22 protein-coding genes are annotated in these 21385 nt (G+C 71.3%); 6 read left to right on the top strand and 16 right to left on the bottom strand.

Features of this window, described 5'->3' with window-relative positions; genetic code table 11:
• Nucleotides 1-1947: a fumarate reductase/succinate dehydrogenase flavoprotein subunit gene (locus ACIGXO_RS29505; RefSeq protein WP_399792847.1), complete on the top strand. Its 1947-nt coding sequence runs from the start codon at nt 1-3 to the stop codon at nt 1945-1947.
• Nucleotides 1944-2684, top strand: coding sequence for a succinate dehydrogenase/fumarate reductase iron-sulfur subunit (locus tag ACIGXO_RS29500; protein WP_399792845.1), 741 nt, complete (start codon nt 1944-1946; stop codon nt 2682-2684). Before ACIGXO_RS29505 ends, ACIGXO_RS29500 begins: the two co-directional genes overlap by 4 nt.
• Before the next feature lie 80 nt (nt 2685-2764).
• Here the strand turns inward: ACIGXO_RS29500 and ACIGXO_RS29495 are convergent, their stop codons facing one another.
• The 11 genes from ACIGXO_RS29495 to hisD are packed head-to-tail and all read right to left on the bottom strand — an operon-like array spanning nt 2765 to nt 9712.
• Nucleotides 2765-3355, bottom strand: a complete 591-nt coding sequence (locus ACIGXO_RS29495; RefSeq protein ID WP_399792842.1) for a nitrile hydratase subunit alpha — start codon at nt 3353-3355, stop codon at nt 2765-2767.
• Entirely contained in the window at nt 3352-3636 is a 285-nt protein-coding gene (locus ACIGXO_RS29490; RefSeq protein ID WP_399792840.1) for an SH3-like domain-containing protein, read from the bottom strand. The genes ACIGXO_RS29495 and ACIGXO_RS29490 overlap by 4 nt, the downstream gene beginning before the upstream one ends.
• Nucleotides 3629-3898: a hypothetical protein gene (locus tag ACIGXO_RS29485; protein ID WP_399792838.1), complete on the bottom strand. Its 270-nt coding sequence runs from the start codon at nt 3896-3898 to the stop codon at nt 3629-3631. Before ACIGXO_RS29485 ends, ACIGXO_RS29490 begins: the two co-directional genes overlap by 8 nt.
• 53 nt (nt 3899-3951) lie before the next feature.
• Nucleotides 3952-4722: an imidazole glycerol phosphate synthase subunit HisF gene (gene hisF, locus ACIGXO_RS29480; protein ID WP_399792836.1), complete on the bottom strand. Its 771-nt coding sequence runs from the start codon at nt 4720-4722 to the stop codon at nt 3952-3954.
• A gap of 6 nt (nt 4723-4728) precedes the next feature.
• Complete coding sequence (locus ACIGXO_RS29475; RefSeq protein WP_399792833.1) at nt 4729-5118, bottom strand: Rid family hydrolase; 390 nt, start codon at nt 5116-5118, stop codon at nt 4729-4731.
• A 15-nt stretch (nt 5119-5133) separates the two neighbouring features.
• A complete protein-coding gene (gene priA / locus ACIGXO_RS29470) occupies nt 5134-5856 on the bottom strand; it encodes a bifunctional 1-(5-phosphoribosyl)-5-((5-phosphoribosylamino)methylideneamino)imidazole-4-carboxamide isomerase/phosphoribosylanthranilate isomerase PriA (protein ID WP_399792831.1) in 723 nt (240 codons plus the stop codon).
• Between the two features lie 14 nt (nt 5857-5870).
• The gene (gene hisH, locus ACIGXO_RS29465; RefSeq protein ID WP_399793293.1) at nt 5871-6521 is read right to left on the bottom strand and encodes an imidazole glycerol phosphate synthase subunit HisH; all 651 of its coding nucleotides are present in this window, start codon (nt 6519-6521) and stop codon (nt 5871-5873) included.
• A complete protein-coding gene (locus ACIGXO_RS29460; RefSeq protein ID WP_399792829.1) occupies nt 6512-6676 on the bottom strand; it encodes a hypothetical protein in 165 nt (54 codons plus the stop codon). The genes hisH and ACIGXO_RS29460 overlap by 10 nt, the downstream gene beginning before the upstream one ends.
• The gene (hisB, locus tag ACIGXO_RS29455; RefSeq protein ID WP_031057003.1) at nt 6673-7275 is read right to left on the bottom strand and encodes an imidazoleglycerol-phosphate dehydratase HisB; all 603 of its coding nucleotides are present in this window, start codon (nt 7273-7275) and stop codon (nt 6673-6675) included. Before hisB ends, ACIGXO_RS29460 begins: the two co-directional genes overlap by 4 nt.
• Nucleotides 7272-8390: a histidinol-phosphate transaminase gene (locus ACIGXO_RS29450; protein WP_399792827.1), complete on the bottom strand. Its 1119-nt coding sequence runs from the start codon at nt 8388-8390 to the stop codon at nt 7272-7274. The genes hisB and ACIGXO_RS29450 overlap by 4 nt, the downstream gene beginning before the upstream one ends.
• The gene (hisD, locus tag ACIGXO_RS29445) at nt 8387-9712 is read right to left on the bottom strand and encodes a histidinol dehydrogenase (RefSeq protein WP_399792825.1); all 1326 of its coding nucleotides are present in this window, start codon (nt 9710-9712) and stop codon (nt 8387-8389) included. Before hisD ends, ACIGXO_RS29450 begins: the two co-directional genes overlap by 4 nt.
• Before the next feature lie 215 nt (nt 9713-9927).
• On the opposite strand from hisD, the gene ACIGXO_RS29440 reads away from it, so the two are divergent.
• The 3 genes from ACIGXO_RS29440 (at nt 9928) to ybaK (ending at nt 12892) form a co-directional block, all read left to right on the top strand.
• Nucleotides 9928-11526, top strand: coding sequence for an oxidoreductase (locus ACIGXO_RS29440; protein WP_399792823.1), 1599 nt, complete (start codon nt 9928-9930; stop codon nt 11524-11526).
• 76 nt (nt 11527-11602) lie between these two features.
• On the top strand, nt 11603-12376 hold the full coding sequence (locus ACIGXO_RS29435; RefSeq protein WP_399792821.1) for an LON peptidase substrate-binding domain-containing protein: 774 nt from the start codon (nt 11603-11605) through the stop codon (nt 12374-12376).
• 15 nt (nt 12377-12391) lie between these two features.
• Nucleotides 12392-12892, top strand: a complete 501-nt coding sequence (ybaK, locus tag ACIGXO_RS29430) for a Cys-tRNA(Pro) deacylase (RefSeq protein WP_399792819.1) — start codon at nt 12392-12394, stop codon at nt 12890-12892.
• A 186-nt stretch (nt 12893-13078) separates the two neighbouring features.
• Here the strand turns inward: ybaK and ACIGXO_RS29425 are convergent, their stop codons facing one another.
• The 4 genes from ACIGXO_RS29425 to ACIGXO_RS29410 form a co-directional block, all read right to left on the bottom strand.
• Nucleotides 13079-13774, bottom strand: coding sequence for a hypothetical protein (locus ACIGXO_RS29425; RefSeq protein WP_399792817.1), 696 nt, complete (start codon nt 13772-13774; stop codon nt 13079-13081).
• Between the two features lie 77 nt (nt 13775-13851).
• Nucleotides 13852-14676, bottom strand: coding sequence for an ABC transporter permease (locus ACIGXO_RS29420; protein WP_399792815.1), 825 nt, complete (start codon nt 14674-14676; stop codon nt 13852-13854).
• Nucleotides 14677-14713: 37 nt separating this feature from the next.
• The gene (locus ACIGXO_RS29415; RefSeq protein WP_399792813.1) at nt 14714-15739 is read right to left on the bottom strand and encodes an ABC transporter ATP-binding protein; all 1026 of its coding nucleotides are present in this window, start codon (nt 15737-15739) and stop codon (nt 14714-14716) included.
• Nucleotides 15740-15802: 63 nt separating this feature from the next.
• Nucleotides 15803-17131: an NYN domain-containing protein gene (locus ACIGXO_RS29410; protein ID WP_399792811.1), complete on the bottom strand. Its 1329-nt coding sequence runs from the start codon at nt 17129-17131 to the stop codon at nt 15803-15805.
• Between the two features lie 305 nt (nt 17132-17436).
• Here ACIGXO_RS29410 and ACIGXO_RS29405 point away from each other — a divergent pair, with 305 nt between their 5' ends.
• A complete protein-coding gene (locus ACIGXO_RS29405) occupies nt 17437-17610 on the top strand; it encodes a hypothetical protein (protein WP_399792808.1) in 174 nt (57 codons plus the stop codon).
• Between the two features lie 97 nt (nt 17611-17707).
• On the opposite strand, the gene dnaE is transcribed toward ACIGXO_RS29405, so the two are convergent.
• Complete coding sequence (gene dnaE, locus ACIGXO_RS29400) at nt 17708-21250, bottom strand: DNA polymerase III subunit alpha (protein WP_399792806.1); 3543 nt, start codon at nt 21248-21250, stop codon at nt 17708-17710.
• Nucleotides 21251-21385 lie beyond the last annotated feature (135 nt).

Below are 21385 nucleotides of genomic sequence, written 5' to 3'. Positions count from 1 at the left end.
ATGAGCACCTACAGCGAGTACCGGACCGGCGAGCCCGTCGCCGACACCAAGGCCCCGGACGGCCCGATCAACGAGCGCTGGGACCGCCGCCGCTTCGAGGCGAAGCTGGTCAACCCCGCCAACCGGCGCAAGCACACCGTCATCGTCGTCGGCACCGGGCTGGCCGGCGGCGCGGCCGGCGCCACCCTGGCCGAACAGGGCTACCACGTCGTCCAGTTCTGCTACCAGGACTCGCCGCGCCGCGCCCACTCCATCGCCGCCCAGGGCGGCATCAACGCGGCGAAGAACTACCGCAACGACGGCGACTCCGTCCACCGCCTCTTCTACGACACGGTCAAGGGCGGCGACTTCCGCGCCCGCGAGTCCAACGTCCACCGCCTCGCCCAGGTCTCGGTGGAGATCATCGACCAGTGCGTGGCCCAGGGCGTGCCCTTCGCCCGCGAGTACGGCGGCCTCCTCGACACCCGCTCCTTCGGCGGCGTCCAGGTCTCCCGGACGTTCTACGCCCGCGGCCAGACGGGCCAGCAGCTGCTGCTCGGCGCGTACCAGGCGCTGTCCCGGCAGATCGCGGCCGGCACGGTCGAGATGCACCCGCGCACCGAGATGCTCGACCTGATCGTGGTCGACGGGCGGGCCCGCGGCATCGTCGCCCGCGACCTGCTCACCGGCCGCATCGACACCTACTTCGCGGACGCGGTGGTGCTGGCGAGCGGCGGCTACGGCAACGTCTTCTACCTCTCCACGAACGCCAAGAACTCCAACGCCACCGCGATCTGGCGGGCGCACCGGCGCGGCGCGTACTTCGCCAACCCCTGCTTCACCCAGATCCACCCCACCTGCATCCCGCGCTCCGGCGACCACCAGTCCAAGCTGACGCTGATGAGCGAGTCGCTGCGCAACGACGGCCGCATCTGGGTGCCCAAGGCGAAGGGCGACACCCGCCCGCCGGCCGAGATCCCCGAGGACGAGCGCGACTACTACCTGGAGCGCATCTACCCCGCCTTCGGCAATCTCGTCCCGCGCGACATCGCGTCCCGTGCCGCGAAGAACGTCTGCGACGATGGCCGCGGCGTCGGCCCCGGCGGCCAGGGCGTCTACCTGGACTTCGCGGACGCCATCGCCCGGATGGGCCGCAAGGCCGTCGAGGAGAAGTACGGCAACCTCTTCGACATGTACGCCCGCATCACGGCGGAGGACCCGTACACGACGCCCATGCGCATCTACCCGGCCATCCACTACACGATGGGCGGCCTCTGGGTCGACTACGACCTGCAGACCACCGTGCCCGGCCTCTTCGCCATCGGCGAGGCCAACTTCTCCGACCACGGCGCGAACCGCCTCGGCGCCTCCGCCCTCATGCAGGGCCTGTCCGACGGCTACTTCGTGCTCCCCGCCACCATCAACGACTACCTCGCCCGCCACCCGCACGACGAGGTACCGCACGACCACCCGGCCGTCACCGAGGCCGTCACCTCGGTCACCGACCGCCTCTACCGCCTCCTCTCCAACAACGGCGACCGCACCCCGGACTCCTTCCACCGCGAGCTCGGCGAGCTCCTCTGGGAGGAATGCGGCATGGCCCGCACCGAGACCGGACTCCGCAAGGCCCTGGACCGCATCCCCGAACTCCGCGAGGAATTCTGGCGCCGCATCAAGGTCCCGGGCAGCGGCCAGGACCTCAACCAGTCCCTGGAAAAGGCCAACCGCATCGCCGACTACTTCGAACTCGCCGAGCTGATGTGCCTGGACGCCCTGCACCGCTCCGAATCCTGCGGCGGCCACTTCCGCGAGGAGAGCCAGACCGAGGGCGGCGAGGCCGCACGCCGCGACGAGGAATTCTCCTACGCGGCGGCCTGGGAGTTCACCGGTACCGGCGAGGCGCCCGTGCTGCACAAGGAGCAGCTCGACTTCGAGTACGTCCACCCCACTCAGCGGAGCTACGCGTGAACCTCACCCTGCGCATCTGGCGCCAGTCCGGCCCCGATTCCGCGGGTCGTATGACCGAGTACGACGTGCGGGACATCTCCCCCGAGATGTCCTTCCTGGAGATGCTCGACACGCTCAACGAAGAGCTGATCCTGCGCGGTGAGGAGCCGGTCGCCTTTGACCACGACTGCCGTGAGGGGATCTGCGGCGCGTGCGGCATGGTCATCAACGGCGAGGCGCACGGGCCCGAGCGGACCACCACCTGCCAGCTGCACATGCGGCACTTCGACGACGGCGACACGATCGACATCGAGCCGTGGCGCGCCTCGGCGTTCCCCGTCGTCAAGGACCTGGTCGTGGACCGGTCCGCGTTCGACCGGATCATCGGCTCCGGCGGCTACATCACCGCCCCGACGGGCAGCGCGCCCGACGCGCACGCCACGCCGGTGCCGAAGCCGGCCGCCGACACCGCCTTCGAGCACGCGGAGTGCATCGGCTGCGGCGCGTGCGTGGCGGCCTGCCCCAACGGCTCGGCGATGCTCTTCACCTCCGCCAAGGTCGTCCACCTCAACTCGCTCCCCCAGGGCGCCCCGGAGCGCGAGTCGCGGGTCCTGGACATGGTCGGGCAGATGGACGACGAGGGCTTCGGCGGCTGCACGAACACCGGCGAGTGCGCGACGGCCTGCCCGAAGGGCATCCCGCTGTTCAGCATCACCAAGATGAACCGCGAGTTCGTCCGGGCGGCCCGCAAGGCGTGACCCCGGTCACCGGCTTCGGGCCGGTGACCTCCACAGACCGGCGCCGCGGCGGCAACCGACGCTCCGCAGCCGCGGCGCCCTCAGACGGCGGCGGTCCCGATGAGACCCTCCCGTGTCACGAGGCGGGCGAGGTCTTCCTCGCCCAGCCCGTCCGTGCCATCGGGCCGCCGCGGCAGCACCATGTAGCGGCTCTCCGCGCTGGAGTCCCAGACGGTGATCCGTACGTCGTCCCCGAGCGTCAGCCCGAACTCCTCGAGCACCGACCGCGGGTCGCGCACCACCCGCGACCGGTACGCCTCGCTCTTGTACCAGGACGGGGACGGCCCCAGCAGCCCGATCGGGTAGCACGAACACAGGGTGCAGACGAGGACGTGGTGCTCCGTCTCCGTGTTCTCGACGACCTTGAGGCGCTGCTCCTGGATGCCGCCCGTCATCGACAGGCCGAGCTCCGGCAGCGCCGTACTGGCGTCCGCCAGCAGCCGCTCCTTGAAGCCCGGGTCCGTCCAGGCGCGGGCCGCCACCCGCGCGCCGTTGACCGGCGACGCGCCGTTCAGCAGCGTGGTCAGGATCGCGTCGAGCTGGTCGTCGCCGACCACCCCGGCCGACACCAGCCGCTCCTCCAGGCGGCGCACCCGCACCGCCACCGTGCTGCTCGCATGTTCCCCGCTCACGCCCGCTCCTCCGCTGCCCGTTCCAGGTACGACTCCCAGAGGTCCACCGTGACCTCGTGCGTCCCCTCGCCCCACAGCTCCCGGGCCGGGAAGGCGACGGTGTAGACGGTCTCGACGCGCGGCTCGGCGGTGCCCGTGGCCCGGTCGTCGGCGAGCGGCCACTGCCCCTGTGCCTCCACGACCCGCCCGACATGCCCGCGGATGTAGCGCGGTACGCGGGTGTGCCCGGCGGGGTCCACGGGCCTGACCCGCACGGTGTCCCCGGCCGTGAAACTACTCATCGCCGAGCACCTTCCGCTCGGCGACCAGCGTCTCGATGGCGTGCAGCCACCGCTCGTAGTACGAAGCCGCCAGATACTCGGCGGGCGCCATCCGCTCCACCGCGTCCCGGAACTCGTCCAGCGTGTAGACCCCGCCGCGCACCAGCGCCATGTTCAGCGCGTACACCCGCGCTTCCCAGTCCGCGTGGAACGGCGGCTCGTCCGCCTCGATCCGCAGCGCGCCGAATCCGGTCTGCCCGCCCACGTCGTTGACTCGACTCATGGGCCGAGCCTACGGCGATGGCACGCCGCTGACCAGGAGGTATACCGGCCGCGTCAGCGGACCGGGTGCCCCGCCTCGCGGAGGGTGTCCTTGACCTCGCCGATGCGCAGGTCGCCGAAGTGGAAGACGGAGGCGGCGAGGACGGCGTCGGCGCCGGCGTCGATGGCCGGCGGGAAGTCGGTGAGCTTGCCGGCGCCGCCGGAGGCGATGACCGGGATGGTGACGTGCTTGCGGACGGCGGCGATCATCTCGGTGTCGTAGCCGTCCTTGGTGCCGTCGGCGTCCATGGAGTTGAGGAGGATCTCGCCGGCGCCGAGCTCCGCGGCGCGGTGCGCCCACTCGACGGCGTCGATGCCGGTGCCGCGGCGGCCGCCGTGGGTGGTGACCTCGAAGCCGGAGGGGGTGCTGGTGCCCTCGGGCGTGCGGCGGGCGTCGACGGAGAGGACGAGGACCTGGCGGCCGAAGCGTTCGGCGATCTCGCGGATGAGGTCGGGGCGGGCGATGGCTGCCGTATTGACGCCGACCTTGTCCGCGCCGGCGCGGAGCAGCTTGTCGACGTCCTCGGGGGTGCGGACGCCGCCGCCGACGGTGAGCGGGATGAAGACCTGCTCGGCGGTGCGGCGGACCACGTCGTAGGTCGTCTCGCGGTTGCCGGAGGAGGCGGTGATGTCGAGGAAGGTCAGCTCGTCGGCGCCCTCCTCGCCGTAGATCTTGGCCATCTCGACGGGGTCGCCGGCGTCGCGGAGGTTCTGGAAGTTCACGCCCTTGACGACCCGGCCGTTGTCGACGTCCAGGCAGGGGATGACTCGGACCGCCAGGGTCATGTCTGTTCAGACCTCTCTGAAAGCTTCTACTTCTACTTGGACGAGGATGCGGGGGTCGACGAAGCCCGAGACCACGACGACGGTCGTGGCGGGGCGGACCGCACCGAAGAGCTCCTGGTGGGCGCGGGCCGACTCGTCGATGTCGCGGGTGTGGGCGAGGTAGACGCGGGTGCGGACCACCGCGTCCGCGCCGAGGCCGAACTCCGTGAGGGCGTCCAGTGCCCGGGTGAAGGCGACCCGGGTCTGCTCGTACGGATCGCCCTCGCCGTACAGGACCGTGCCGTCGAACGGCGTCGTGCCCGCGACATGGACACGGTCGCCGGCCGCGACGGCGCGCGCCGCTCCGAACGCCTCTTCCCAGGGTCCTTCACCGGGCACGCGCCGTACGTCGGTCATCGGTCCTTCTCCCTGCTAGCGGGTGGCCTCCAGGGCCTCTTCGAGGGTGAACGCCTTGGCGTAGAGGGCCTTCCCGACGATCGCGCCCTCCACTCCCTCGGGCACCAGCGACGCGATGGCGCGCAGGTCGTCGAGGGAGGAGACGCCGCCGGAGGCGACGACGGGCCGGTCGGTCGCGGCGCAGACGTTCTTCAGCAGCTCCAGGTTGGGGCCCTGCAGCGTGCCGTCCTTGTTGATGTCGGTGACGACGTACCGGGCGCAGCCCTCGGAGTCCAGCCGGGCCAGCGTCTCGTACAGGTCGCCGCCGTCGCGGGTCCAGCCGCGGCCGCGCAGCGTCGTGCCGCGCACGTCCAGGCCCACCGCGATCTTGTCACCGTGCTCGGCGATGATCTTGGCGACCCACTCGGGGTTCTCCAGGGCCGCGGTGCCGATGTTGACGCGCGTGCAGCCGGTGGCGAGCGCCGCGGCCAGCGAGTCGTCGTCGCGGATGCCGCCGGACAGCTCGACCTTGATGTCCATGGAGCGGGCGACCTCGGCGATCTGCGCGCGGTTGTCGCCGGTGCCGAAGGCGGCGTCCAGGTCGACCAGGTGCAGCCACTCGGCGCCGGACTGCTGCCAGGCCAGGGCGGCCTGGAGCGGGTCGCCGTAGGAGGTCTCGGAGCCGGACTCGCCGTGGACGAGGCGGACGGCCTGGCCGTCGCGGACGTCGACGGCGGGCAGCAGTTCAAGCTTGTTCACAGCGTTCTCCGCGTTCACAGCGTGTCGATCCAATTGCTCAGGAGCTGGGCGCCGGCGTCGCCGGACTTCTCGGGGTGGAACTGGGTGGCCCACAGCGGCCCGTTCTCCACGGCGGCCACGAAGGGCTCGCCGTGCGTGGCCCAGGTGACCTTGGGCGCCTGCATGGCGGGGTTGGTGACCTCCAGCTCCCACTGGTGCACCGCGTAGGAGTGCACGAAGTAGTAGCGCTCGCCGGCGTCCAGGCCCGCGAAGAGCCGCGAGTCCTGCGGCGCCTCGACGGTGTTCCAGCCCATGTGCGGCACGATCTCCGCCTTGAGCGGGCCGACCGTGCCGGGCCACTCGTCCAGGCCCTCGGTCTCCACGTCGTGCTCGATGCCGCGGCCGAAGAGGATCTGCATGCCGACGCAGATGCCCATGACGGGGCGTCCGCCGGCGAGGCGGCGGCCCACGACCCAGTCGCCGCGGGCCTCGCGCAGCCCCTTCATGCAGGACGCGAAGGCGCCGACGCCGGGGACCAGCAGCCCGTCGGCGTTCATGGCGGTGTCGTAGTCGCGGGTCACCTCGACGTCGGCGCCGACGTGGGCCAGCGCCCGCTCGGCGGACCGGATGTTGCCGAAGCCGTAGTCGAAGACGACCACATTCTTACGAGGCGTGCTCAATTCCAGACCTCCAGCCGGAGAATGCCCGCGACGAGACACAGCACCGAGCCGATGGCCAGCACCGCGATCAGGCTCTTGGACATCTGCTGCTTCCAGAAGGAGAAGACTCCGCCGAGCAGGAAGAGGCCCACGAGGATGAAGACCGTCGAGAGACCGTTCACAGCGCGCCCTTCGTGGAGGGCAGGATGCCGGCCGCGCGCGGATCCCGCTCGGAGGCGTACCGCAGCGCCCGGGCCAGCGCCTTGAACTGGCACTCGACGATGTGGTGGGCGTTGCGCCCGTACGGCACGTGGACGTGCAGCGCGATCTGCGCCTGCGCGACGAAGGACTCCAGGATGTGCCGGGTCATCGTCGTGTCGTACGTGCCGATCATCGGCGCGATGTTCTCGGGCTCGGTGTGGATCAGGTACGGGCGGCCCGAGAGGTCGACGGTGACCTGGGCGAGCGACTCGTCCAGCGGGACCGTGCAGTTGCCGAAGCGGTAGATGCCCACCTTGTCGCCGAGCGCCTGCTTGAAGGCGGCGCCCAGCGCGAGGGCGGTGTCCTCGATGGTGTGGTGGGTGTCGATGTGCAGGTCGCCGTCGGTCTTCACGGTGAGGTCGAACAGACCGTGCCGGCCGAGCTGGTCGAGCATGTGGTCGTAGAAGCCCACGCCGGTCGAGACGTCGACCTGTCCGGTGCCGTCGAGGTCGATCTCGACGAGGACGGAGGTCTCCTTGGTCTTGCGCTCAATGCGCCCAATGCGACCCTCGCGAGTCATGCGCTTCTCTCCTTCATGATCGCGCGTACCGCATCGAGGAACGCGTCGTTCTCGGCCGGGGTGCCGGCGGTGACCCGCAGCCAGCCCGGCACTCCGTTGTCACGGACCAGGACGCCCTGGTCGAGGATGGCCTGCCAGGCCGTGTGCTGGTCGTCGAACCTGCCGAACTGGACGAAGTTGGCGTCGGAGTCGACGACCTCGCAGCCGATCGCGCGCAGCTCGTCGACGATGCGGTCCCGCTCGGTCTTCAGCTGCTCGACATACTTCAGCAGCGTGTCGGTGTGCTCCAGGGCCGCCAGCGCGGTGGCCTGGGTGACCGAGGAGAGGTGGTACGGCAGGCGTACGAGCTGTACGGCGTCGACCACGGCCGGGTCGGCGGCGAGGTAACCGAGGCGCAGCCCGGCCGCGCCGAACGCCTTGGACATCGTCCGGGAGACGACCAGGTTCGGCCGGCCCTCGATCAGCGGGAGCAGCGAGGGGCGGTGGCTGAACTCGCCGTACGCCTCGTCGACGACGACGAGCGCCCCGGCAGTGTCCGCCTTGGCGGCCTGCGCCGCTTCGTACAGCGCCAGAACCGTTTCCGCTGCCACGGCGGTGCCGGTCGGGTTGTTCGGCGAGCAGATGAAGACCACGTCCGGCTTGCGCTCAGCAATGGACTTCTTGGCCGCCTCGACGTCGATGGTGAAGTCGTCGTTGCGCGGACCGGAGATCCACTCCGTGCCCGTGCCGCGCGAGATCAGCCCGTGCATCGAGTACGACGGCTCGAAGCCGATGGCGCTGCGGCCGGGGCCGCCGAAGGTCTGCAGCAGCTGCTGGATGACCTCGTTGGAGCCGTTGGCGGCCCAGACCTGGTCCTTGGTGACCTCGTGGCCGCCGGTGCGGGAGAGGTACCGGGCCAGCTCCGTGCGCAGCTCGACCGCGTCCCGGTCCGGGTAGCGGTTGAGGTCGCGGGCCGCCTCGGTGACCCGCTCGGCGATCCGCTGGACCAGCGGCTCGGGCAGCGGGTACGGGTTCTCGTTGGTGTTCAGGCGTACGGGCACGTCCAGCTGGGGGGCACCGTACGGGGACTTGCCGCGCAGCTCGTCCCGGATGGGGAGATCGTCGATCCTGGTCACTTGCCCTGCGGGACCTTCCAGTCGAACCTTGCCTTGATGGCCGCGCCGTGTGCCGGGAGGTCCTCGGCCTCGGCGAGGGTCACCACGTGGTGGGCGACCTCGGCCAGTGCGTCGCGGGTGTAGTCCACGACATGGATGCCGCGCAGGAAGGACTGCACGGAGAGCCCCGAGGAGTGGCACGCGCAGCCGCCGGTGGGCAGCACGTGGTTCGAGCCCGCGCAGTAGTCGCCGAGCGAGACGGGCGCGTACGGGCCGACGAAGATCGCGCCGGCGTTGCGGACCCGCGCGGCCACCGCGGAGGCGTCCGCGGTCTGGATCTCCAGGTGCTCGGCGCCGTAGGCGTCCACCACCTTCAGGCCCTCGTCCAGGCCGTCGACCAGCACGATCGCGGACTGCCGGCCGGCCAGCGCCGGGATGATCCGGTCCTCGATGTGCCGGGTCGCGCGGACCTGCGGGTCCAGCTCCTTCTCGACCCGCTCGGCCAGCTCTTCCGAGGCGGTGACCAGGACGGCCGCGGCCATCGGGTCGTGCTCGGCCTGGCTGATCAGGTCGGCCGCGACGTGCCGGGGGTCCGCCGTGTCGTCCGCGAGGATCGCGATCTCGGTGGGGCCGGCCTCGGAGTCGATGCCGATGCGGCCCTTGAGCAGACGCTTCGCTGCGGCGACGTAAATGTTGCCGGGACCGGTCACCAGATTGACCGGAAGGCAGTCCTCGGTGCCGTACGCGAACATCGCGACGGCCTGCGCGCCACCGGCCGCGTACACCTCGTCCACGCCCAGCAGCGCGCAGGTGGCGAGGATGGTGGGGTGCGGCAGGCCGCCGAAGTCGGCCTGCGGCGGCGAGGCGACGGCCAGCGACTCGACGCCAGCCTCCTGCGCGGGCACCACGTTCATCACCACGGACGAGGGGTAGACCGAGCGGCCACCGGGCACATACAACCCGACCCGCTCGACCGGCACCCACCGCTCGGTGACCGTGCCGCCCGGCACGACCTTCGTCGTCACATCCGTACGCCGCTGCTCACGGTGGACCGTGCGGGCCCGCTTGATGGACTCCTCCAGGGCGGCCCGGACCGCCGGGTCCAGCTCCGCCAGCGCGGTCCGCAGTGCCTCGGCGGGCACCCGCACCCGCTCGATCTCGACCCGGTCGAACCGATGGGCGTACTCGATCAGCGCAGCCGTGCCACGATGGCGCACGTCCTCGCAGATGGGCCGCACCTTCTCCAGGGCGGCTTCCACGTCGAACTCGGCACGGGGCAGCAGGTCGCGCAGGGCGCCGCCCTCGGGGAGGGCGGCACCGCGCAGATCGATTCGGGAGATCACCCCTCCAGTGTCTCAGACGCGCTGCCGGTGTCCGTCGCCCGTATCAATCGGTGATACGACGTGCCCGGGGTGATTCTGACCACTGGCGTTCACGCGGTCACTCAGCGGGAATGGGGTGCCGAGGGGGCCGCGGCGGTACGCGTGGGACGCCCGGTACGCAAGGAGAGACGGCGGCGCCCGGACGGCGCGGCCGGGAACGAGAGGGGGAGGCCGCGGTGAGTGACCCCACCGACGGCGACGCGCCGCCGGAGCTGGACCTGACCTCGGCGGAATGGAGCCTGTGGCAGGCGTTCCGCAACGGCAGCACCTGCGATCTGCGCACCGACGACCCGGCGCGCAACGATCCGCACGCCCGCCACGAGTGGGGCCCCGAGCGCACGGTACGCGCCCGGGTCATCGCGCTCCTCCTCCTGAACGGCCCGCCGGCCCAGCCCGGCCGGGTCTCCGCGCTGAAGCTCACCGGCGCGTACATCACCGACTCCCTCGACGTCGCGGGCGGCACAATCGAGCCATTCGTGGAGCTGCGCGACTGCCGCTTCGAGAGGGAGATCCTGCTCCCCGAGAGCCGCTTCACGACGCTGCGCATGGTGAACTGCGCCATCCCCCGGCTGGAGGCAGCGCGCCTGCACACCGAGGGCGACCTGCACCTGCCGCGCTGCATCGTCCAGCGCGGCATCCGGCTCACCGACGCGCACATCGGCACGGACCTCATGCTCAACCAGGTCGTGGTGCACAAGGACCGGCGTGGCCGGTCCCTCACCGCCGACGGGCTGACCGTGGCCCAGGACCTCCAGGCCGAGATGATGGAGTCGTACGGCGAGCTGACGCTGCGCGGCGCCACCATCGGCGTGTCGCTGAGCCTGCGCGGCAGCCGGCTGAGCAATCCCTACGGCCGCCGGGCCCTGAACGCCCCGCAGCTCACCGTGGAGCGCACGCTCTACCTCACCGCCGCCGGGCTCTCCGGCTCGGTCTCCAGCTCCGCCACGCCCCCGTACGGCATCACCACGACCCCGGCGCGCGGCACCCGTATGCAGCGCTTCGAGTGCGAGGGCGGCATGCGGCTGGACGACGGGCGCTTCGGGGACGCCGTCGACCTGGACCAGGCGCGCTTCATCCTGGAGTCCGACCAGGAACTGTCCATGCGCCGCATCCAGACGCCCGAGCTGCGCTTCCTGGGCGAGCGCCCGCAGCGCGGCCGGGTCATCCTCTCCGGCGCCCGGGTCGTGAACCTCGTCGACAAATCGACCAGCTGGCCCGGCCTGGGCGGCCTGTGGATGGCCGGTTTCGCCTACGAGACGCTGATACCGCGCGGCCACTTCCCGCTCTCCCTGCGCCTGCAGTGGGTGGCGGCCGCCACGCCCGAGTACGCGCCCGAGCCGTACGAGATGCTCGCCGCGGCGCTCCGCCGCAGCGGCGAGGACTCCGACGCGCGCGAGGTCCTCCTCGCCAAGCAGCGCAGACGCCGCGAAACGCTGCCGCTCGCCGCGAAGTCCTGGGGCTTCCTCCAGGACTGGACGGTGGCCTACGGATACCGCCCGGGCCGCGCCGCCGTCTGGATGGCCGTCCTGTGGGCGGTGGGCACGGTCTTCTTCTCGCAGAACCCGCCGCACGCCCTCAAGCCCGGCGAGACCCCGCTGTGGAACCCGTATCTGTACTCCCTGGACCTGCTGCTGCCGGTCATCGACCTGAACCAGGACAGTTACTGGCGCCCCGAAGGCGGCTCCCAGTGGGCCGCCGCGCTCATGATCCTCGCGGGCTGGGTACTGGCCACCACGGTCGCCGCCGGTGCCTCGCGGCTGCTGCGCCGCCAGTAGCCCGCCGGGGCCGGGAAACACTCCTGTGACGCCCGGCCCCTCCGGGGGCACCGCCGACCATTTAGGCTTACGGGCTGTGACCTCCGTGCGCCTACCGCTCTTCCCGCTGAACACGGTGCTGTTCCCGGGCCTCGTGCTTCCGCTGAACATCTTCGAGGCGCGGTACCGAGCTCTGATGCGGGACCTGCTCGACCTCCCGGAGGACGAGCGCCGCTTCGGCGTCGTCGCGATCCGCGACGGCCGCGAGGTCGCCGCCACCGCTCCCGGGATGCCCGACAGCACCGCGCTCCCCGACAAGGGCGCGGCGGCCGGCTTCGGCGACGACCCGATCCGCGCCTTCCACCCCGTCGGCTGCGTCGCGGACGCGGCCACCATCCAGGAGAAGGGCGCGACCGCCGGCCCGGCCCCCGAGGGCAGCGACGAGAACACCTCGTACGAGGTGCTGACCACCGGCACCACCCGCTTCCGGCTGCTCTCCGTCGACGCCTCCGGGCCCTACCTCACCGGCGAGATCGAGCCGCTGGAGGAGGAGGAAGGGGAGGGCGCGGGTGCCCTGGCCGTCGGCGTGGAGCGGGCGTTCCGGACGTACCAGAAGAAGCTGGCCTGGGCGAACGAGCGCACGGTGACCAGCTCCCAGGAGCTCCCCGACGACCCCGCCGTGCTGTCCTACCTCGTGGCCGCCGCGACCGTCCTGGACGTGCCGCGCAAGCAGCAGCTCCTGGAGGCCGCGGACGTCTCGTCCCGTCTCGCCCAGGAGCTGAAAATGCTGCGCCAGGAGACCGCGGTGATCGGTAAGCTCCCGTCGCTGCCGGCCGTGGACCTCACCCGGCAGCCGACCAGCCCGAACTGACACGAGGACGGGACGTTGGCGAAGAAGTCCAAGAACGGCAAGCAGGGCGGCACCCCCGCGACGGTCGCCCTGACGCAGGCAGGCGTTCCTTTCACCACGCATGCCTACGCACACGACCCCGCCACCGCCTCGTACGGCGAGGAGGCGGCCCAGGCCCTCGGCGTCTCCCCCGACCGGGTCTTCAAGACGCTGCTGGCGGACGTGGACGGCGCGCTGACCGTGGCCGTCGTCCCGGTCTCCGGCTCGCTGGACCTGAAGGCCCTCGCGGCCGCGGTCGGCGGCAAGCGCGCCACCATGGCCGACCCCGCGCTCGCCGAACGCACCACGGGCTACGTACGCGGCGGCATCTCGCCCCTGGGCCAGCGCAAGAAGCTCCGCACGGTACTGGACGCCTCGGCCGAGGCCCTGGAAACGGTCTGCGTCTCGGCGGGCCGCCGCGGCCTGGAGGTCGAACTGTCCCCCAAGGACCTGGCACGGCTCACCGACGCGGTGTTCGCGCCGATCGGCCGGGCCTGACCGGCACACCACCTTTACGCCGCCCGCGGGCGCCACTAGTACCCATAGGGACCGACCGAGGAGGTCCCATGTCGAAGAAGACGCGCAAGCGCAAGTGGCGGATCAAGAAGGGCCGCGCCAACCACGGCCGCCGCCCGGCGTAACACCCGTAAGCCGCGACCGCGCGCCGTGGTGGCTCCCGGGACGTCAGTCCCGCGGCGGCTGCGGCGCGTGCCAGTCCGGCTCGAACGGCTCGGGGTCGCGCGGCCCGAACATCCCCGTCAGCAGCAGCTGTCCCAGCGCGGCGCCGATCGGCCAGGCCAGCAGCGCGCCCTTGGCCTGCAGCCGCAGCGGCGCGTCGAAGGCCACGCCCTTGCCCACCGCCTTGGCGTGCGCCACCACGTCCTGCTCCGGCCCCAGCAGCATCCCCAGCCGCCAGGCGAGCACCGAACCCAGCAGCCCGCCGATCACCAGTCCCACCACCAGCGGCACGCCGCCGCGCCGCCGCCACAGGAAGACCACCGCCGCGCTCAGCACGCCCAGTGCCAGCCCGAGGAGCATGAACGTGCCGTCGGCGCCGATCGACTCCTCGCCCTCGGCGTTCTTCAGGTACACGGCCCGGCCGTCGGAGATCAGCGGCACATGCGGCGCCAGCCACGCCCACAGCACGCCCAGCAGCGCCCCGCACACCGTCGTGACCAGCACGATCAGCACGGCGTCCCGCAGTTCGCTGCGGAGACCGGGGCCGTCGTCCCCGTCCAGGGGACGGGCGCCGGGCCCGCCGTACTCCTGCGGGGGCGTCGGCACGGGCTCCTCCTCGGTCGCGGGCCGGGCCCACGGGGCGCGGGTGTCCCCCGGCTGCTGGTTCGACGGACGGTCGGGCGGGGTCAGCGGTGCACTCACCCCGCCATCGTGCCAGGTCCCGGCCGCGCCACCGGCGGCAGGACGCTTCTCCGGCCCGGTCGACCCGCCCTGTCCGGTCACCGCACGGCCGCCCGGCGGTACGCCCATGTCGCCACGGCCAGCGAGAGCACGCCGACGCCGGCGCACACGCCCAGGTCCGCGAAGATCAGCAGCCAGTCGGGATGCGCCTCGAAGCTGTGCGCCAGCGCCTCCACGCCGTACGTGGAGGGCAGCAGGTCGCGCGCGTAGCCGATGACGGCGGGCAGCCGCCCGGCCGGGAGCACGCCCAGCAGCAGCGCCGCCGACATGCCCAGCTGGCCGAGGAGCGTGGCCAGTTCCTGGCGGGGCGCGAGCAGCCCGAGCGCGGCGCCCAGACCCGAGAGCGCCGCACCGGAGAGCGGGATCACCGCGACGAGTACCCACAGGTGGGTCAGCGGCAGCTGGAAGAGGACGCTGCCGGCCACCGCGGTGACCACCGCGCCCGGCACAGTGAAGGAGGCGTACGCGGCCGCCGCGCCCAGCACCACGGCCGCCGGCGGCACCGGCAGGGTGGCGTAGTGGTCCAGGCCGCCGCCGGCCCGCAGCTGGCCGAAGTACTGCGCGAGCAGGTTCAGCGCCACGAACGCCACGACGAGCACGCTGGACCCGGACACCACGGCCCGCGCCTCCTCGGGCCCGTCCGCGACGCCGCGCATCAGGACCATGATGCCGACGGACTGGAAGGTGGCGACGAACAGCAGCGGGATGCGGGCGACCCGGGCCCGGGAGAGCTGCGCGCGGTACACGGCGGCCAGCGCCGGGCGCAGCCGCGCGCGCGGCGCCAGCTCGGCCGCCGCCGGCACGTCACCGGCCCCGGCACCGGCCCGCCCGCCGGTCACCGCCTCCGCAGAAACCACACTCACGCCGCGCCGCTCCTTTTCCGTTCCGGCCGGGCCGCTCTCACGCCTTCACCAAGCCTTCCTCGGTCCGCCCGCCGAGGGCGAGGTAGACATCCTCCAGGCTGGGCGTGGCGAGCGTGAAATCGTCCAGCGCGGCGAAGGCGGGCCCGCCGGTGACCGCGGCCACCGCGGCCCGGGCCTCGTCCGGTGCCAGCCGCAGCGTCCAGCGCCGCCCGCTCGTGCGCGCGTGCTCGCCGAGCCGGGCGACCTCGGGCACGTCCAGCGGGGCGCGGTCGCGCCAGACCAGCTCCACGCGGACTTCCTCGCCGACCATTTCCTTCAGACCGCCGGGCGTGTCGCAGGCGATGACCCGGCCGCGGTCGATCACCGCGACCCGGTCCAGTACGGTCTCCGCCTCGAGCACGTTGTGGGTGACGAGCAGGACGGTGGCGCCGCGCTCGGCGCGCCGCCGGTCCACGGCCGACCACACCGCGCGCCGCGCGACGGGGTCCATGCCGGTCGTCGGCTCGTCCAGGACCAGCAGCGGGCGCTCGCCGACCAGGGCGGTGGCGAAGCAGGCCAGCCGCCGCTGTCCGCCGGACAGCTTCTTCAGCGGGCTGCCGGCGATCTTCCCGAGCCCGAGTTCGTCGAGGACGGCGTCCCGCTCGCCGCGTGCGGCGCGGGTCTCCAGACCACGCAGCCGGCCGGTGGTCTCCACAGCCAGCGCCACGGTCATCTCGTCCAGCGCGGTGGACTCCTGGCCGAGGTAGGCCAGCAGCCGGGAGGCCCGCTCGGGGTGGCGCACGATGTCGTGGCCGAGCACGGTGACGCTGCCGGAGTCCGGCCGCAGCAGCCCGGTGAGCTGCCGTACCAGGGTGGACTTGCCGGCGCCGTTGGGGCCCAGCAGGCCGAAGATCTCGCCGCCCCGGATGTCCAGGGTGACCCCGTCGCTGGCACGCACGGCGGGCACGTCGGCGGCGCCGCGGCGCCCGCGCACCGCGGGATACGTCTTGACCAGCTCCCGCACGGCCACGACGGTCCCGCCGTCCGCGGCCTGCTCCGTGCCCGCTTTTGTGCCCGTCCTCACGAGGAACGAGGGTACGCGCCCGCCGTCGGCCCGCCGCCCGCGGGGCGGCCGGCGGCCGGCGGGTCAGTCGGTCGCCGGCGCGTGCTCGGCGGCCGTGCGCAGGTCGACCTCGCGCCAGAACCCGGCCCGGATGGCGTACCGGTCGTGCTCGTCGATCTGGTCGTCCTTGTGCGCGAGCAGCCCGAACCGGGCGGCGTAGCGCAGCAGCTCGCCGTCGATGCGGTGCGGGATGCGCGGGTACTCCGTGGAGAGCTGCTGGAGGTGTGCGGTGTCGCTGAGGCGTTCGGTCCAGCGGCGGGCGAAGACCTGGCCGACCTCGAAGGGGTCGCCGCCGACCGCGGTGATGTCCTCCTCGCGGTCGGCCCAGCGCTGTTCGGCGCTGGTGAGCTGGGCGAGGGTGGGCAGCGAGGCGGTCTCCGGCGGCTCGCCGACCGGCCCGCCGGCCCGGTCCACCCAGCCCTTGTCGGAGGACCAGCGCAGCGTCGCGGCGGCGGGCACGGGGGTGCCCGCGGGCGGTGTCGCATGGCTCTTGCCGAGGCCCGCGAGGTCCTTGGGGGTGGGCACGCCCTTGGCGCCGGCCGCGGCGGCGCCCGCCTCCTCGCGGTCCTCCGTGCAGGTGCCGTCCGCCGTCGTGGGCCCGGCCGGCGCGGCGCCGTCGGGCGCGTCGGCGCGCGGGACGGGCCGGGCCGTGCCGTTGCGTTCGCGGTGGTGGTTGTGGTCGCCGTCCTGGGCGGCCGCCGAGGCGGCCGCGGCGGCGGCCACCGCCGACTCCGGCAGCGGCGCCGAGAGGATGGCCGCGATTTCCGTACGCGGGACGGAGGAGGGCGCGCAGACACCGCTGATGTCCTTGGCGCGCACCGCGCGGGTGATCCACGCGCGGTCCAGGACCCGGCGCTCGTCGGCCTCGGCGACCAGGTCCTCGGACTGGTTGTAGTCCCCGTCGGCGGCCTGGACGGCCCAGAGGTGCACGGCTACGCCGTGCTCCTTGGCCGACATCAGGCCGGGCAGCAGATCGCCGTCGCCGGTGACCAGAACGATGTCGGAGCAGGCGCGGTTCCTGGCCAGTTCGGTGAGCTCGGCGTGCATCGCCGCGTCCACGCCCTTCTGGGCCCAGCGGCCGTCGCTGCGGGTCAGCGCGCCCAGCCGTACCGTGACCCGGGGCATCACCCGCAGCCTGCGGTGTTCGGGCTGCGGCACCCGGTCGGGGGCGCCGTCGAACCAGTAGATGCGCAGCAGCCTCTGTTCGGTATCGGCCTCGGCGCGCTCGCGCAGGCCCTGGATGAGGGCGGCGTGATCAACCGTGATCCGGGACCGGGCGGGCTCTCCTGCCAGCAGGCTCGCGGCGGCGCCCAGCAAGTACCCGGCGTCCACCAGGACGACGCAGCGGTCCACGTTCCACCCTCTTCCCTAAAGGTCCTGCGGTCCGGTCGCCCCCCGGCTCGGCCTGTCGGCTGAGGTGTCCTCGGCTTTCGTCGAGTCTGCCCTCTCCACGTCTGCTTTCCCCGAGTCTGCCCGACCGGGCGGGGGTTATCTGCCGGAACTCGATCATCGGCGTGGCGCTTTACGCCGCCGCTGTCGCGATCCCGTCGCCGACACTCCGCCTCACCCAAGAGAATTGCCCGGAATGCATCCTTTTACCCGGCGTGTAACTCTGGCTTCGGCCCCGGTCCCAGGATCCCCCTTCAGGAGGCATGATCATGGCCAAGAACAAGAACCGTGACCGCAATCAGAACGAGAAGGCCGCCACGCAGGCGGAGCGCGGACAGCAGCAGGCACAGCAGTCGGCGATGGAAGCGCAGTCGAAGTCGGCCACAGCGACCCCCGTCGACGTCGCACGCAAGCACCGCGAACGCCGCTTCGGCCACAACTGACCGGCACCGTACCGTGCGCGAGGGGCGCGTCCCGGGATCTCCCGGGACGCGCCCCTCGTGCTGTATGCGTACGGCGTCCGCTCGTGCGCCTATGGCGTCAGCCGGTCAGGCAGGAGGCGCCCAGCAGTACCTTCAGGTCGCCGAAGAGCGACGGGTCGGCGGTGACGCGGTGCTTGTCCAGCCGCAGCACGGTCGTCTTCCGGGTGCCCTGCAGCTTGATCCGCACCTCGGTATTGCCACGGTGCTGGTTCAGCACGTCGCCCAGCTTCTCGACCAGCGGCGGGGTGACCTTGAGCGTCGGGATGGTGATCGTCAGGGGCGCGTTCGTGCCCGCGTCCGTGAGGTCGGGGATCATCATCTCCATGGCGACCAGCCGCGGGATGTCCTCGCGCTTGTCGAGCCGCCCCTTGACGAAGACGATCGCGTCCTCGACGAGCTGGGTGGAGACGAGCTGGTACGTCGCCGGGAAGAACATGCAGTCGATGGAGCCCGCCAGGTCCTCGACGGTGGCGATCGCCCAGGCGTTGCCCTGCTTGGTCATCTTCCGCTGCAGGCCGGAGATGATGCCGCCGATGGTGACGATCGAGCCGTCCGAGTAGTCGCCGCCGGTGAGCTGCGCGATCGCGGCGTCCGCCTTGTCGGACAGTACGTGCTCAAGACCGAACAGCGGATGGTCGGAGACATACAGACCCAGCATTTCCCGCTCCTGCGCGAGCAGATAGGTCTTGTCCCACTCGACGTCGGAGAACTCCACGTCCAGGCCGAAGCCGGGGCCGCTCTCTTCGGCGGCGTCGCCCATCCCGCCGAAGAGGTCGAACTGTCCCTCGGCCTCCTTGCGCTTCACCTGGACGACGTTGTCGATCATCGTTTCGTAGTGCGCCATCAGGCCCTTGCGGGTGTGGCCCATCTCGTCGAACGCGCCGGCCTTGATCAGCGACTCGGTGGTGCGCTTGTTGCAGACCACGGCCTCGACCTTGTCGAGGTAGTCCGGGAAGGAGGAGAACTTCCCCTTGGACTTGCGGGCGCGGATGATCGCCTCGACGACGTTCGTACCGACGTTGCGGACCGCGGAGAGGCCGAAGAGGATCACGTCGTCGCCCTGGGCCGCGAAGTTCGGCTCGGACTCGTTGACGTTCGGCGGGAGCACCTTGATGCCCATCTTGCGGCACTCGTTCAGATAGACCGCCGACTTGTCCTTGTCGTCGCGCACCGAGGTGAGCAGCGCGGACATGTACTCGGCCGGGTAGTTCGCCTTGAGGTACGCGGTCCAGTAGGTGACCAGGCCGTACGCGGAGGAGTGCGCCTTGTTGAACGCGTAGCCGGCGAACGGGACCAGCACGTCCCACAGCGCCTGGATGGCCTCGTCCGAGAAGCCGTTCTTCCGGGCGCCCGCCTGGAAGAGGACGAAGTTCTTCTCCAGCTCCTCGGGCTTCTTCTTGCCCATGACGCGGCGGAGGACGTCCGCCTCGCCCAGCGAGTACCCGGCGACGATCTGGGCGGCCTTCTGGACCTGCTCCTGGTAGACGATCAGGCCGTAGGTGAGGCCCAGGACCTCCTTGAGCGGCTCCTCCAGCTCCGGGTGGATCGGCGTGATCTCCTGGCGGCCGTTCTTCCGCTCCGCGTAGTTGGTGTGGGAGTTCATGCCCATCGGGCCCGGGCGGTACAGGGCCGAGACGGCGGAAATGTCCTCGAAGTTGTCGGGCTGCATCTGGCGCAGCAGCGAACGCATCGGGCCGCCGTCGAACTGGAAGACGCCGAGCGTGTCACCCCGGCAGAGCAGCTCATAGGTCTTCGGGTCGTCCAGCGGGATCTCCAGGAGGTCCAGCTTGACGCCCTTGTTCGCCTCCACCATCTTCCGGGCGTCGTCCATGATGGTGAGGTTGCGCAGGCCCAGGAAGTCCATCTTCAGCAGGCCGAGCGACTCGCACTGGGGGTAGTCCCACTGCGTGATCGTCACGCCGTCGGTGTGCCGCGTCCACAGCGGGGCGTGGTCCACGATCGGCTCGCTGGACATGATCACGCCGGCCGCGTGCACACCCATCTGCCGGACCAGGCCCTCCACACCCTTGGCGGTGTCGATGACCTTCTTCACGTCCGGCTCGTTCTCGTACATCGACCGGATCTCGCCGGCCTCGCTGTACCGCGGGTGCTCCGGGTTGGTGATGCCGTCCAGGTCGATGCCCTTGCCGAGGACGTCGGCGGGCATCGCCTTGGTGAGCCGGTCACCCATCGCGTACGGGTAGCCCAGCACACGGGCCGAGTCCTTGATCGCGTTCTTCGCCTTGATCTTGCCGTACGTGCCGATCATGGCGACCTTGTCGGCGCCGTACTTCTCGGTCACGTACCGGATCACTTCGACGCGCCGACGCTCGTCGAAGTCGATGTCGACATCGGGCATGGAGACGCGCTCGGGGTTCAGGAACCGCTCGAAGATCAGCCCGTGCTCGATCGGGTCAAGGTCGGTGATGCCCAGGGCGTACGCGACGATCGAGCCGGCCGCGGAGCCACGGCCCGGGCCCACCGCGATGCCGTTGTTCTTCGCCCACATGATGAAGTCCGCGACGACCAGGAAGTATCCCGGGAACCCCATCTGCAGGATGATGTCCATCTCGTACTCGGCCTGGCGCTGCCGGTCCTCGGGGACGCCGTTCGGGAAGCGGCGCGCCATGCCGCGCCGGACCTCCTCCTTGAACCAGGTGACCTCGGTGTAGCCCTCGGGGATGTCGAACTTCGGCATCAGGTCGCGCTTCTCGAACATCCCGGTGGTGTCGATCATGTCGGCGATCAGCCGGGTGTTGTCGCAGCCCTGCTGCCATGCGTCGGAGGAGTCGATGGCGTACATCTCCTCCGTCGACTTCAGGTAGTAGCCGGTGCCGTCGAAGCGGAAGCGGTCCGGGTCCGAGAGGTTCTTGCCGGTCTGGATGCACAGCAGGGCGTCGTGCGCGCTCGCCTCGTGCGCGTAGGTGTAGTGCGAGTCGTTGGTGACCAGCGGGGGGATCCCCAGCTCCTTGCCGATCTTCAGCAGGTCCTCTCGGACCCGGCGCTCGATCTCGATGCCGTGGTCCATCAGCTCCAGGAAGTACCGGTCCTTGCCGAAGATGTCCTGGTACTCGGCGGCCGCCTTCTTGGCCTCCTCGTACTGCCCCAGGCGCAGCCGGGTCTGGAGCTCACCGGAGGGGCAGCCCGTGGACGCGATCAGGCCCTCGGACCACTGGGAGATGGTCTCCTTGTCCATACGGGGCCACTTCTGCAGCCAGCCCTCGGCGTAGGCGTCGGAGGAGAGCTTGAAGAGGTTGTGCAGGCCGGTCTTGTTGGCCGCCCAGATCGTCTTGTGGGTGTAACCACCGGAACCGGAGACGTCGTCCCGCTTCTGGTGCGGCTGGCCCCACTGGATCTTGCGCTTGGTCCGGCGGGACTCCGGGGCGACGTACGCCTCGATGCCGATGATCGGCGTGATGCCGGCCTTCTGCGCGCTGTGGAAGAAGTCGTACGCGCCGTGGAGGTTGCCGTGGTCGGACATGGCGACGTGCGTCATGCCCATTTCATTGGCGGCATTGAACATGTCCTTGAGCCGCGCGGCACCGTCCAGCAGCGAGTACTGGGTGTGAACGTGCAGGTGCGTGAACGGCGGCTTGGCCACGGCGGAGGACCTCCGGAAAAGAGTCGGCGGAAGAGGGGTGGACGGTCTGGAAGTCTACGACTCCGGACTGACAATCCGAGTCTCCGGCGGGCACGCGCAGGTAGCCTCGCGCGTTGTCAGTCACGGAACATCCGT

It is taken from the genome of Streptomyces sp. NPDC053542 (assembly GCF_044544685.1).
Taxonomy (GTDB): Bacteria; Actinomycetota; Actinomycetes; order Streptomycetales; family Streptomycetaceae; genus Streptomyces.
This window is presented reverse-complemented; position numbering and strand designations above follow the sequence as displayed.